The organism is Streptomyces sp. NBC_00829, from assembly GCF_045161795.1.
GTDB lineage: Bacteria > Actinomycetota > Actinomycetes > Streptomycetales > Streptomycetaceae > Streptomyces.
Window position 1 is genome coordinate 4,380,681 of record NZ_CP108867.1, and the last position, 11,616, is coordinate 4,392,296.

10 protein-coding genes, 1 tRNA gene and 2 pseudogenes are annotated in these 11,616 nt (G+C 70.4%); 8 read left to right on the plus strand and 5 right to left on the minus strand.

Annotated features, from left to right (window positions below):
- Window positions 1-46 precede the first annotated feature (46 nt).
- The 3 genes from cysS to OG293_RS19275 all read left to right on the plus strand — a co-directional run bounded on the left by cysS (window position 47) and on the right by OG293_RS19275 (window position 4,185).
- Complete coding sequence (gene cysS / locus OG293_RS19265; protein ID WP_406000013.1) at window positions 47-1,447, plus strand: cysteine--tRNA ligase; 1,401 nt, start codon at window positions 47-49, stop codon at window positions 1,445-1,447.
- A gap of 84 nt (window positions 1,448-1,531) precedes the next feature.
- The gene (rlmB, locus tag OG293_RS19270; RefSeq protein ID WP_406000014.1) at window positions 1,532-2,485 is read left to right on the plus strand and encodes a 23S rRNA (guanosine(2251)-2'-O)-methyltransferase RlmB; all 954 of its coding nucleotides are present in this window, start codon (window positions 1,532-1,534) and stop codon (window positions 2,483-2,485) included.
- 104 nt (window positions 2,486-2,589) lie between these two features.
- Entirely contained in the window at window positions 2,590-4,185 is a 1,596-nt protein-coding gene (locus OG293_RS19275) for a DoxX family membrane protein (RefSeq protein ID WP_406000015.1), read from the plus strand.
- Between the two features lie 200 nt (window positions 4,186-4,385).
- On the opposite strand, the gene OG293_RS19280 is transcribed toward OG293_RS19275, so the two are convergent.
- The 3 genes from OG293_RS19280 to OG293_RS19290 form a co-directional block, all read right to left on the minus strand.
- Window positions 4,386-5,108, minus strand: coding sequence for an NDP-sugar synthase (locus OG293_RS19280; RefSeq protein WP_406000016.1), 723 nt, complete (start codon window positions 5,106-5,108; stop codon window positions 4,386-4,388).
- 38 nt (window positions 5,109-5,146) lie between these two features.
- Complete coding sequence (locus OG293_RS19285; protein WP_406000017.1) at window positions 5,147-5,569, minus strand: hypothetical protein; 423 nt, start codon at window positions 5,567-5,569, stop codon at window positions 5,147-5,149.
- 210 nt (window positions 5,570-5,779) lie between these two features.
- Window positions 5,780-6,916, minus strand: a complete 1,137-nt coding sequence (locus OG293_RS19290; RefSeq protein ID WP_406000018.1) for an ABC transporter ATP-binding protein — start codon at window positions 6,914-6,916, stop codon at window positions 5,780-5,782.
- Window positions 6,917-7,094: 178 nt separating this feature from the next.
- On the opposite strand from OG293_RS19290, the gene OG293_RS19295 reads away from it, so the two are divergent.
- Window positions 7,095-7,171 (plus strand) — tRNA-Thr (locus tag OG293_RS19295).
- Window positions 7,172-7,239: 68 nt separating this feature from the next.
- Here the strand turns inward: OG293_RS19295 and OG293_RS19300 are convergent.
- Window positions 7,240-7,425 (minus strand): annotated as a pseudogene (locus OG293_RS19300) (site-specific integrase); the annotation flags it as partial.
- Window positions 7,426-7,745: 320 nt separating this feature from the next.
- Here OG293_RS19300 and OG293_RS19305 point away from each other — a divergent pair.
- Window positions 7,746-8,759 carry a hypothetical protein gene (locus tag OG293_RS19305; RefSeq protein ID WP_406000019.1) on the plus strand — a complete coding sequence of 338 codons (1,014 nt, stop codon included), beginning with the start codon at window positions 7,746-7,748 and terminating at the stop codon, window positions 8,757-8,759.
- 153 nt (window positions 8,760-8,912) lie between these two features.
- Here OG293_RS19305 and OG293_RS19310 read toward each other — a convergent pair whose 3' ends face one another.
- Window positions 8,913-10,319, minus strand: coding sequence for an NAD(P)/FAD-dependent oxidoreductase (locus tag OG293_RS19310; protein WP_406000020.1), 1,407 nt, complete (start codon window positions 10,317-10,319; stop codon window positions 8,913-8,915).
- A 117-nt stretch (window positions 10,320-10,436) separates the two neighbouring features.
- On the opposite strand from OG293_RS19310, the gene OG293_RS19315 reads away from it, so the two are divergent.
- The 3 genes and pseudogenes from OG293_RS19315 (at window position 10,437) to OG293_RS19325 (ending at window position 11,570) form a co-directional block, all read left to right on the plus strand.
- The gene (locus tag OG293_RS19315) at window positions 10,437-10,709 is read left to right on the plus strand and encodes a hypothetical protein (RefSeq protein WP_406003859.1); all 273 of its coding nucleotides are present in this window, start codon (window positions 10,437-10,439) and stop codon (window positions 10,707-10,709) included.
- A pseudogene (locus OG293_RS19320) lies at window positions 10,642-10,986 on the plus strand (aminoglycoside phosphotransferase family protein); the annotation flags it as partial. The gene OG293_RS19315 and the pseudogene OG293_RS19320, both read left to right, overlap by 68 nt.
- Before the next feature lie 107 nt (window positions 10,987-11,093).
- Window positions 11,094-11,570 (plus strand): GNAT family N-acetyltransferase, encoded by a 477-nt coding sequence (locus OG293_RS19325; protein ID WP_406000021.1) that lies wholly within the window; start codon window positions 11,094-11,096, stop codon window positions 11,568-11,570.
- Window positions 11,571-11,616: the final 46 nt, after the last annotated feature.

Sequence of the window (11,616 nt, forward strand, 5' to 3'; positions counted from 1 at the left end):
CCGGAAGGGTCGCGGGGCACTGGTACCGGGCCACTACCCTTGACGCGTGACTATTCGCCTGTACGACACCAGCGCCCGGCAGATCCGTGACTTCACCCCGCTTCTGCCGGGTTGTGTCTCGATCTACCTGTGCGGCGCGACGGTGCAGGCCGCCCCGCACATCGGGCACATCAGGTCGGGGCTGAATTTCGACATCATGCGCCGCTGGTTCGAGTACCGCGGCTACGACGTGACGTTCGTGCGCAACGTGACCGACATCGACGACAAGATCATCAAGAAGTCGGCGGAGCAGAACCGCCCCTGGTGGTCGATCGGCTACGAGAACGAGCGGGCCTTCAACGACGGCTACGACGCCCTCGGCTGCCTCCCGCCCACCTACGAACCGCGCGCCACCGGCCACATCACCGAGATGGTCGAGATGATGCGCGGCCTCATCGAGCGCGGGCACGCCTACGAGACCGACGGGAACGTCTACTTCGACGTCCGCTCGCTCCCCGGCTATCTGCAGCTGTCCAACCAGGAGCTGGACAACCTCCTCCAGCCCGAGGGTGAGGGCGAGACCGGCAAGCGCGACTCGCGCGACTTCGCCATGTGGAAGACGGCGAAGCCCGGCGAGCCGAGCTGGGAGACCCCCTGGGGCCGCGGCCGGCCCGGCTGGCACCTGGAATGCTCGGCGATGGCCCACAAGTACCTCGGCGAGGCCTTCGACATCCACGGCGGCGGAATCGACCTGATCTTCCCGCACCACGAGAACGAGATCGCCCAGGCCAAGGGCTTCGGCGACGAATTCGCGCGGTACTGGGTGCACAACGCCTGGGTCACCATGAGCGGCGAGAAGATGTCCAAGTCGCTGGGCAACTCGGTGCTGGTCTCCGAGATGGTCAAGAACTGGCGTCCCATCGTGCTGCGCTACTACCTCGGTACGCCTCACTACCGCTCGATGATCGAGTACAGCGAGGAGGCCCTGCGTGAGGCCGAGTCCGCGTTCGCGCGGATCGAGGGCTTCGTCCAGCGCGTGGTGGAGAAGGCCGGGGGCGTTGTCGAGCCCGCGCCCGAGGTGCCGCCGGCCTTCGCCGAGGCCATGGACGACGACCTGGGCGTCCCGCAGGCGCTCGCGATCGTGCACACCACCGTCCGGCAGGGCAATTCCGCGCTGGCCGCCGACGACAAGGAAGCCGCCGTGGCGCGGCTCGCCGAGGTGCGGTCCATGCTCGGGGTCCTCGGCCTGGACCCCCTCGACGAGCACTGGTCGGGCGAGACCGACCGGGGCGAGGATCTGCACGGCGCCGTCGACACCCTGGTCCGGCTGGTGCTCCAGCAGCGCGAGTCGGCCCGGTCCCGCAAGGACTGGGCCACCGCCGATGCCATCCGCGACCAGCTCCAGCAGTCCGGCCTGGTCATCGAGGACGGTCCCGACGGGCCGCGCTGGACCCTCGGCCCGCGCTGACCAGCGACAATGTGCCGCCCGGGCTTCCGGGCGGCACACTTTCTTACGTACGTACGCATTCGAAGCTTCAGGAAACAGGTAGTCATGGCCGGGAACAGCCAGCGCAGGAACCGCCGCACGTCCAACAAGAAGGGCGCGCAGGTCGGCAGCGGTGGCCAGCGACGCCGCGGCCTGGAGGGCAAGGGCCCGACACCGCCCGCCTCCGCCCGCAAGGGGCACAAGAAGAACCGGGTCGCCAATGCCCAGGCCAAGAAGGCCGCCGCACGGCGTCCGGTCGCCCGTCGGGGCGGCAAGGGCACGTCCGAGATGGTCGTCGGCCGTAACCCGGTCTTCGAGGCGCTGCGCGACGGTGTGCCGGCCTCGACGCTCTACGTCCAGCAGTTCATCGACAACGACGAGCGGGTGCGCGAGGCGCTCCAGCTCGCCACCGGACGCGGCAACATCAACATCATGGAGGCGCCGCGCCCCGAGCTCGACCGGATGACGAACGGACTCAACCACCAGGGCCTCGTGCTGCAGGTCCCGCCGTACGAGTACGCGCACCCCGAGGACCTCGCCGCCGCCGCCTTCGACGAGGGCGAGGACCCGCTGATCGTCGCGCTCGACGGTGTGACCGACCCGCGCAACCTCGGTGCCGTCGTCCGTTCCGTCTCCGCGTTCGGCGGCCACGGCGTGGTCGTCCCCGAGCGCCGGGCCGCGGGCATGACGGCCGGTGCCTGGAAGACCTCGGCGGGCACCGCGGCGCGCACGCCGGTGGCCCGCGCGACCAATCTGACCCGCGCTCTGGAGTCGTACCAGAAGGCGGGCCTCACGGTCGTCGGCCTGGCGGCGGACGGCGACCACGAGGTCGCCGACCTCGAAGCGCTCGGCGGCCCGGTCGTCATCGTCGTCGGCAGCGAGGGCAAGGGCCTGTCCCGGCTCGTCGGCGAGACCTGTGACTACCTCGTCCGTATCCCGATGCCGGGCGGTGCCGAGTCGCTGAACGCCGGTGTGGCGGCCGGTGTGGTGCTGTACGAGGCGGCCAAACACCGCGTCTGACAAAACCGCCCGACCGGCTCAACCAGCCATTTCTGATGCTTTGACGGGTCTCGGACAGATAGGGCCCGTCGGGGCAGTGTCCTAAACCCACGTCACTCGGTTAGATGAGTGTGGACACGAGAACGCCCCGGCCCGGGTTCGATGATCAGCCTGCGCTGAGCATGGTCAAGGTGGACTGCGATCCCGCGCAGGTCATCGTGAACCACGCCAGCTTCCGGGTGCGGCTCGCCCAGAGCCCGCGCCCCGCACGCTCCCTGGCGGACACCGCACGTATCCCCGCCGTCGGCGCGGCGGTGCGGCGGAGGGCGCCCGTCGTATGGAGCGGCAGGTCGGCGCCCGGGGACGTCGGCGCGACCGGCCTGCTCCAGGCCGTACGCAACTCCACCGTGGAGCGCGGCGCCTACGACGCGGGCTCGACCCAGGTCATCCCGAGGATCGACCTCTCCGATGACACCGCGCGGACACCCGCCGCGGGCGTGCCCGCGGCCACCGGCCACCGCAGGCCGCTGCTGCCGCCGATGCGGCAGGCGGTCGGCGCCTACGACTCGTACGACTCCTACGGCCAGGAGCCGTACGAGGACGAGGAGTTCGAGGTCGGCGGCGACGAGAGCGGCGGGCAGCACCGGCAGGGCGGCGCCGACCTCGTCCGGCACGCCTACTACCCCGGGCGGCGGATGAACCTCGGAGTGGTGCTGCTGCCGCTGAGGGTGTTCCTCGGCTTCATCTCGATCTACGCCGGCATGGGCAAGCTCTGCGACCCCGTCTACTTCGACGGCGGCGAGCGCGGCTCGATGGTGAAGTGGCTCAACTCCCTGGACCCGTGGGGTCTTGCCGAGCCGCTGCGCGACTTCGCGCTGTCGCACCCGGTCGGGGCCGGCCTCACCGTGGCGTTCCTCCAGGTCGTCGTGGGCGTGCTCACCGTGCTGGGACTGTGGCAGCGGGTCGCGGCCGTCATCGGCGCGCTGCTGTCGGCGGCGCTGATCCTGACGGTCAGCTGGAAGACCGTCCCGGCGTACGACGCGCCCGACATCATCTATCTCGCCGCCTGGTCGCCGCTGATCATCGCGGGTGCCCCGGTCTATTCCATCGACGGGCGGCTCGCGGGCGAGGCCTGGCGCAAGCTCGGGCCGCGTTCGGAGCTGTGGGAGCTGCGGCAGCGCGTGCTGCGGCGCGGCACGGTGGTCGCCTCCGTGGTGGTCGGCCTCACGTTGTTGATCGGCTCGATGCTCGGCGGTGCGGTGCGCTCGACGGACATGGTGACCGTGCCGGGGCCGAACCAGGACCCGACCAACCACCTTCCCGGGTCCCCGCTGCCGCAGGAGCCCAGCGACGAAGCCAGTTCCTCGGGGACGCGGGGGGGCACCCGCAGCCCCTCGCCGTCCGCGAGCCGCTCCGAGGTCCCCGAGGCCGAGAAGGCCAAGCCGTCCAAGGACACGGTCCGCGAGACCGGCACGATCGGCGACCGGCCGAGCCAGACACAGGGGACGGGGCAGCAGCCGCCCCAGAACTCCGAGCCGGCGCAGCCGCCGTCCAGCAGCTCCGGCCCGTCGTCCAGCGGCGGCTCCGGCAGCGGGGGCGCGGGCGGCGGCACTGGTGGAGGCACCGGCGGTGGCGGCGGTGACGGCTCGGGGTCCGGCGGGGGCGGCGGCAACGGCGGTGGCTCGGGCAGCGGTCGGGTGATCGGCGGACTGCTCGGCTGAGAGGCAGCGGGCGGCCGAAGCGGGCAGCACGGCGAAGGGGCGCCACCGTCATCGGACGGTGGCGCCCCTTCGCGAGTGGCGGCGTGCCGCGGGCAGCGTGCGAGACCGGGTGTGCGGGCGGGTGCTGAGCCTTCGACGCCTTCGATGCCTTCAGTGCTTCAGCTCAGTGCTTCAGCTCGGTGTTCACTGCTTCAGCGCCTTCAACGCACCTGAGAGGCAAGCTCCTTCGCGGCCTCGGTGAGGTCCTTGGCGGTGTCGATGGCCCGCCAGTACGCGCCCTGGGGCAGCGGGAAGCCCGCCAGACGGCGCTCACGTGCCAGACCGGGGAAGGTGGTGCGCTCATGGTCGCCCACGTCCGGCAGCAGCTCCGTGAAGGCGGAGGAGAAGACGTACACACCCGCGTTGATGAGATACGGCGACGGCGGGGACTCGATGAAGTCCGTGATGTGGCCGAAGGCGTCCGTCTCGACGGCTCCCCAGGGGATCCGGGGGCGGGCGAGGGCGAGGGTGGCGATGGCGTCCCGCTCGCCGTGGAAGGCGGCCATCTCGCGCAGCGAGAAGCGGGTCCAGATGTCGCCGTTGGTGGCGTACCAGGGCTGGTCCGGGTGAGGGAGGTGCGCGGCGGCGTACTTGAGGCCGCCGCCGCGGCCCAGGGGCTCCGTCTCGACGACGGTGGTGACCCGCAGCGGCAGATCGGCGCTCTCCAGCCACTGCTGGAGGACCTCGGCGAGATGGCCGCAGGAGACCACGGCGTCGGTCACGCCCTCGGCGGCCAGCCAGGCAAGCTGATGGCCGATGATCGGGGTCCCGGTCCCCGGGATCTCGACCATCGGCTTGGGGCGGTCGTCGGTGTACGGGCGCAGCCGCGAGCCCTGGCCGCCCGCCAGGACCACGGCCTGCGTCGGATACGTAGGCGTATGCATGCCGTGAACGATAAGCGGTGCGGGCACGGCGCCCGCCGTCAGCTCCCCTGGGTCTGCGCGGCCACACCGCCGGCGAAGGAGGTGTCGCAGACAGGGCGGGAGAAGGTCTGGGCGCGCGTGGGCCCGTACCGGTCGACGGCGGCGCGGCCGAGGGCGCGGGCGATCGACATGCAGTGCCTGGCGAGCGACGGGCGTTCCTCGACCGAGCGCTGGAGGTGGGTGAGGGCGGTGCCCGGGTCCTTCTCCTGGAGCTCGGTCAGAAGCCGGTCGCGCAGAATGTCCTGCGGGGCGCGGGGCTTCGCGCGTACGGAGACGTTCTGCGAGGAGGCGGTGAGCATCTGCGTCTCGGAGGAGTGCCCTGCCCACGGGACGCTGGTGACCGCGAGGGTTCCGGAGAGCACCAGGACGACGGGCAGAACGAGGGCGAGAGAGCGGCCGATTCGGCGGGCTGTGTGGGTCACGCGAGCGAGCGTAGCGGTCAGTGATGATTTGGCGACATTTCGTCACTCGGGCGGGGGATGGTTCGATCGGGCTTTTCGAATCGGGTGTTGACGTACGGACTCGAAATGCGCCTGAAATGACCGATGTGCCGGGGTATTTGTCGACATACGAAAAACGGCCCCACATCGAAATGCGGGGCCGTTCCGGCGAATTGGGGCTTCGGGGCCCGGTCAGTCGCTGAGGCGCTCGCCCGTGGAGGTCGAGAACACGTGGATCTCACCCGGACGCGGCACGACGTGCAGCTCGGCACCCTTGTCCGGGACGGACCGGCCGCCGACGCGGACGACCAGGTCCTTGTGCTCGCCGCCGACCTGGGCGGAGCCGTAGACGTAGCCGTCGGCGCCGAGCTCCTCGACGACGTTCACCGAGACGGCGAGGCCGGCCGGGGCGTCCTCGGAGTCCTTCGTGAGGGCCTTGGCCGCGGCGCCGTTGTGCTCGACCACGTCGAAGTGCTCGGGGCGGACACCGACGGTAACGGTGTTGTCGCCCCTGTCGGCGGCGGCGGACAGGGCATCGCGGGAGACCGGCACGACGCTGTTGCCGAACTTCACGCCGCCGTCGGTGATCGGGACCTCGACGAGGTTCATGGCCGGGGAGCCGATGAAGCCCGCGACGAAGAGGTTCGCCGGGCGGTCGTACATGTTGCGCGGCGAGTCGACCTGCTGGAGCAGACCGTCCTTGAGGACGGCCACGCGGTCGCCCATGGTCATGGCCTCGACCTGGTCGTGGGTGACGTACACCGTCGTGATGCCGAGCCGGCGCTGGAGGCTCGCGATCTGCGTACGGGTCGAGACACGGAGCTTGGCGTCGAGGTTCGACAGCGGCTCGTCCATGAGGAAGACCTGCGGCTCACGCACGATGGCACGGCCCATGGCGACACGCTGGCGCTGACCGCCGGAGAGCGCCTTGGGCTTGCGGTCCAGGTACTCGCTGAGGTCGAGGATCTTCGCGGCCTCTTCGACCTTCTTGCGGATCTCGCTCTTGTTGATGCCGGCGATCTTCAGGGCGAAGCCCATGTTGTCGGCGACGGACATGTGCGGGTAGAGCGCGTAGTTCTGGAACACCATGGCGATGTCCCGGTCCTTGGGCGGCAGGTGGGTGACGTCGCGGTCGCCGATACGGATGGATCCGGCGTTGACGTCCTCAAGACCGGCGAGCATGCGCAGGGAGGTCGACTTGCCGCAGCCGGAGGGGCCGACGAGGACGAGGAACTCGCCGTCTTCGGTCTCGATCTCGAGCTGGTCGACGGCGGGCTTCTCGGAGCCCGGGTAGATCCGGGTCGCCTTGTCGAACGTGACAGTGGCCATGGGTGTGCTTCTCCTTCACCGGCAGGAACGTGCCGGACGATCCGAGTAAGGGAGTGGTCTGGTCCACACGACGCGGACCTGCCGTGACGCTACCTGGCGATATCCGATCTGTCAGTAGCCGGAAGGGGATGAAATATTCGACCGAGGCGGGGCGGGGGTTGGTTACACTGCTACGGCTGCCTCCTTAGCTCAGCTGGCCAGAGCACCGCTCTTGTAAAGCGGGGGTCGTCGGTTCGAACCCGACAGGAGGCTCCAGGGAGAAGACCCCCGGCCGATCATGGCCGGGGGTCTTCGACATCCACGGACGACATCAACGGCTCTGATCACTCACGACGCGGGCGGCGCTTGAGCAGCCGGTCCATGTGACTGATGGCCTCGCGCTGTGTGTCCTTCACCACGTGCGTGCAGACGTCCATCGTGCGACTGATCTGACTGTGCCCGAGGATCTCCATGACCACACGGGGCGCGAAGCCAGCGGCGGTCAGCAGGGTCGCACAGCCGTGCCGTGGTGCCGCCGGGGCGCCGTTCGTGAGGCCGGCCGAGTAGTGGCGTGCGCCACTGTACGAACGACCTGGACGCCAGGAACCACGCCCGGTCCATGGTGTGGGTCGAGGGCAGACGGGAGGGGAGCTGGGTTGAGGGTGGTGAGGGCAGGACTTCAACTGCCCGTCCTGGCGGGAACGATCACCGGGTCAGGGCCCGGAGTCTCCCCGGAAGACTGACAGGGTTCACCCAACGACCGTGGGGAAGGCGACTCATGAGCCACTAAGCTGCCGCGATGTCGCCGTGCGACACGGCAGTTGGCCGAAGACGAACGGGGGGAAGAGACATGGCAAGCGGAGGATGGGGGCCGGGCCCAAGATCGGGACAACCCGGCGACAACGGACCGGGCGGCCAGGGCTGGGGTCCTCCCGGGCCGCCGGCCAACAACCCCTACGGGCCAACGCCTGCCGGCGGTCCCTACGGTCCGCCCGCGCCGCACCCGTATCCACCTCAGAACCCGTACCCCTACGGCCAGTCGGCCCCGGCGCCCGCTCGCCCGCAGCGACGCCGCAGCCGCCTGTGGTACCTCTCCGTCCCGTTCCTCATCGGCCTCGTCCTCCGCTCGGCGCACCGCGTCGCTACCCGCCTCTTCGTACAGGAGGGCGACGGCCGGATCGAGGACCGCACCGTGGACCGCGTCCAGGTGGCCCGTTCGGTGCTCGGCGTCGTCGCCGCCCTCGCGCTGATCCTGGTCTACGGCGTGGATGCCGACCGCTGGAAGAACACGGCGACCGAAGGCGTCGCCAACATGATCATCACCCCGGTTCTGCTGCTCTGCACCGGCCCGCTGGTCATCCTCGGCTTCATCCTCTACGCACCCTCACACCTGCGCCCGCATCTGCGCACCCGGCTCCGTGCACCGCTCAAGGCGGTCGGCTGGTACCTGCTGACGGTGCTCGTCATCGCCGGTGTCCTGTACACGACGGCCCAGGTCGTCGTCGGGGATCGTAAGGACTGGTTGGTCTATGTGATGCTCCTCTTGTCGCTGGCCGTGATGGTGTGGGGTTTTCCCTTCTTACTCCTGGCGTCGCTGTACTCCGCCCGCAGTGCCTTCAACACCGCCCACGTCCACCCGATGCTGCCGCCCGTGCTCACCGGAGTGCTGGTGTGGGTGCTCGTGGTCTTCAACCTGATCGACAGCGGCATGCCGGAGGGCCCGCCGGTCTTCCAGTTCTGCTCCCTGCTGGGCGGGCCGCTGTCGGTGACCGCCGTCTCGCTGTGGGAGCTGCGGCGGATGCGGACCCGGTTCGGGGTCACCGTCCGCGGCGGAGCGGGACCGGCCGCCTCCGGCATCCGATGAAGGCGGTGTGAGGGTTCACTGGTGATCCGCGGGAGTCAGGTGTGGGTCGTGGGGGCCCCGCGTCCGGAGGAGGCTCTCGTGCGGGAGTACGGCATCGGGTCGGCCGACCGGCCGCGGCCCCATGCGAGCCCGGCCTGATCCGAACGAAAGACCCTAGTGCCGCCCCGAGATCCGGTCCGCCACCCGCGCGATGCGGTCCGTCTCCGCCGAGGTCGCCGATGCCTCACGGCGGTCCGCCGCGCGGTAGGCCGCGTACATGCCCTGGACGCCCAGCCACCGCAGTGGCTCGGGCTCCCACTTGCGCACCTTGTGGTTCACCCAGGGGAGCGCCGTCAGGTCCGTGCCGCCCGCCTGGCCGGAGTCCTGCTGGATCAGGTCGCGCAGGGTGCGGGCCGCCAGGTTGGTGGTCGCCACGCCCGAGCCGACGTAGCCGCCCGCCCAGCCGAGGCCGGTGGAGCGGTCGAGGGTGACCGTGGCGCACCAGTCGCGGGGGACGCCCAGGACGCCCGACCAGGCGTGGTCGATACGGACGCCCGCCGTGGTGGGGAAGAAGCGGACCAGGATCTCGCGGAGTGCCTCGATCGTGGCGGGCTGGGTGCGGCCGTCGTTGTCGGTGCGGGAGCCGTAGCGGTAGGGGACGCCCCGGCCGCCGAGTGCGATCCGGCCGTCGGCGGTGCGCTGCGCGTACATGTACGCGTGGGCCATGTCGCCCAGCGTCTCGCGGCCGTCCCAGCCGATCGTGTCCCATACCGACTGGGGAAGCGGCTCCGTCGCGATCATGGAGGAGTTCATGGGGAGCCAGGAGCGCCGGTGGCCCTTGAGGTTCGCCGTGAAGCCCTCGGTGCAGCGCAGGATGTACGGCGCGCGGACGGTGCCGTACGGGGTCACCGCGTGCTTGGGCCTGATCTCGGTGACCGGCGTGGATTCGTGGATGGTCACGCCGAGCGCCTCGACGGCCGCCGCGAGCCCCTTCACGAGCTTGACCGGGTGCAGACGCGCGCCGTGCGGGGTCCAGGTGGAGGCGACCGCGCCGCTGACGCGGATCCGTTCGGCGGTCTCCCGCGCGCCGAGCAGGACGCGGTCCTTCTCGCCGAAGGCGATCTCCACGGCGTGGAAGGCCTTGAGCCGGGTCAGCTGGGCGGGGGTGTGGGCGACTTCGAGGACACCGCCCTTGTGGATGTCGGCGTCGATGTCTTCCTCGTCGGCGACGCGTACGACCTCCTCGACGGTGTCGTTCATCGCCTGCTGGAGGCGGACGGCGGCGTCGTGGCCGTGGAGCTTGGCGTAGCGGTCGCGGCCGGCGATGCCGTTGTAGAGCCAGCCGCCGTTGCGGCCGGAGGCGCCGTAGCCGCAGAACCTGCCTTCGAGGAGCGTGATGTTCAGGAAGGGGACGGCCTTCTTCAGGTAGTACGCCGTCCACAGGCCGGTGTATCCGCCGCCGACGATGCACACGTCCGCCGTGGTGTCAGCGGGGAGCGGCTCCCGGGGTACGGGGGTGCCTTCCTCGGCGTACCAGAACGATATGCCGCCGTTGACGGTGCTCGTGCCGCTCGTGCTCATGATGCCCCTGCTGCTCGATCCGGCCGTCGGCCTGCGTCCTTGTGTGTGCCGGGAGGGTACTCGCACTGTAGGCACAATCGGGGTGAGCGGCCGAGCCGCGCCCCCAGGATCCGAAGCGTGATCCACATCCCGGACGAGCTGGTCGCGACCCAGGTCACATGCAACGGCGAGGCGGGCCGTGCGTTCGTCGCGGCCCTGCCGGAGCTGGCCGCGGACTTCGTGGGGCGCTGGCAGCTGCGGCAGACCGGCAGCCCGATGCACGGCTGGTGCGCGCTCGTCCTTCCGGTGGAGCGCGCGGACGGCACGCCCGCCGCGCTCAAGCGACCGGCTGCTGCACTGGGACCTGCACTACGACAACGTCCTGGCCGCGCACCCCGCCTCGCCGCGTGAGCCGTGGCTGGCCATCGACCCCAAGCCGCTCGCCGGTGACCCGGGCTTCGACCTGATGCCGGCGCTCGGCAACCGCTTCGACCCGGCGGAGTTGGTGTGGCGCTTCGACCTGATGACGGAGGTGCTGGGCCTCGACCGCGAGCGGGCACGGGCCTGGACGCTCGGGCGGGTCCTGCAGAACGGCCTGTGGGACGTCGAGGACGGAGAGCCGGCTCTCCAGGCGGAGCAGGTGGCCATGGCTCAGGCGCTGACGGGCCGAACGGGGCGTCCTTGGTGAGGGGGCGCTCGCCGTGGTCGCCGTACCCGTAGCCGAGGACCATCGATTCATGGCCAGGGGACGGAACAGGGAGGCGCGGATGTGACCCGGCTGCCTACCCTGCCCCCATGATTCGCACCGCCACACCCGCAGATGTCCCGGTCATCCACGCCATGGTCCGTGAGCTCGCCGCGTACGAGAAGGCCCTGCACGAGGCGAACGCCAGCGAGGAGCAGCTGCGGGAAGCCCTGTTCGGTGAGCGGCCCGCCGCCTTCGCGCACATCGCGGAGACGGACGGCGGGGAGGTGGCGGGCTTCGCGCTGTGGTTCCTGAACTTCTCCACCTGGCGTGGGGTGCACGGCATCTTTCTGGAGGATCTGTACGTACGTCCGCGGCTGCGCGGCGGCGGGCACGGCAAGGCGCTGCTGACCGAGCTGGCGAGGATCTGTGGAGAGCGCGGCTACGAGCGCCTGGAGTGGTCCGTCCTCGACTGGAATGTGTCTGCCATCGACTTCTACCGATCGGTAGGAGCGGTGCCCATGGACGAGTGGACCGTGAACCGGCTGACGGGCGACGCGCTCCGCAAGCTGGCGGGGGCGGAGTGAGCCCTTCGCCGTGCCCGGCGCCCGCGGCGTACGCCGACGGGGTGTC

What these genes read in the sequence shown, in the direction of transcription:
- rlmB (WP_406000014.1), top strand. Translation starts at nt 1,532, where the DNA reads ATGGCCGGGAACAGCCAGCGCAGGAACCGCCGCACGTCCAACAAGAAG.
- OG293_RS19290 (WP_406000018.1), bottom strand. Translation starts at nt 6,916, where the DNA reads ATGGCCACTGTCACGTTCGACAAGGCGACCCGGATCTACCCGGGCTCC.
- OG293_RS19280 (WP_406000016.1), bottom strand. Translation starts at nt 5,108, where the DNA reads ATGCATACGCCTACGTATCCGACGCAGGCCGTGGTCCTGGCGGGCGGC.
- OG293_RS19310 (WP_406000020.1), bottom strand. Translation starts at nt 10,319, where the DNA reads ATGAGCACGAGCGGCACGAGCACCGTCAACGGCGGCATATCGTTCTGG.
- OG293_RS19325 (WP_406000021.1), top strand. Translation starts at nt 11,094, where the DNA reads ATGATTCGCACCGCCACACCCGCAGATGTCCCGGTCATCCACGCCATG.
- OG293_RS19275 (WP_406000015.1), top strand. Translation starts at nt 2,590, where the DNA reads ATGAGTGTGGACACGAGAACGCCCCGGCCCGGGTTCGATGATCAGCCT.
- OG293_RS19305 (WP_406000019.1), top strand. Translation starts at nt 7,746, where the DNA reads ATGGCAAGCGGAGGATGGGGGCCGGGCCCAAGATCGGGACAACCCGGC.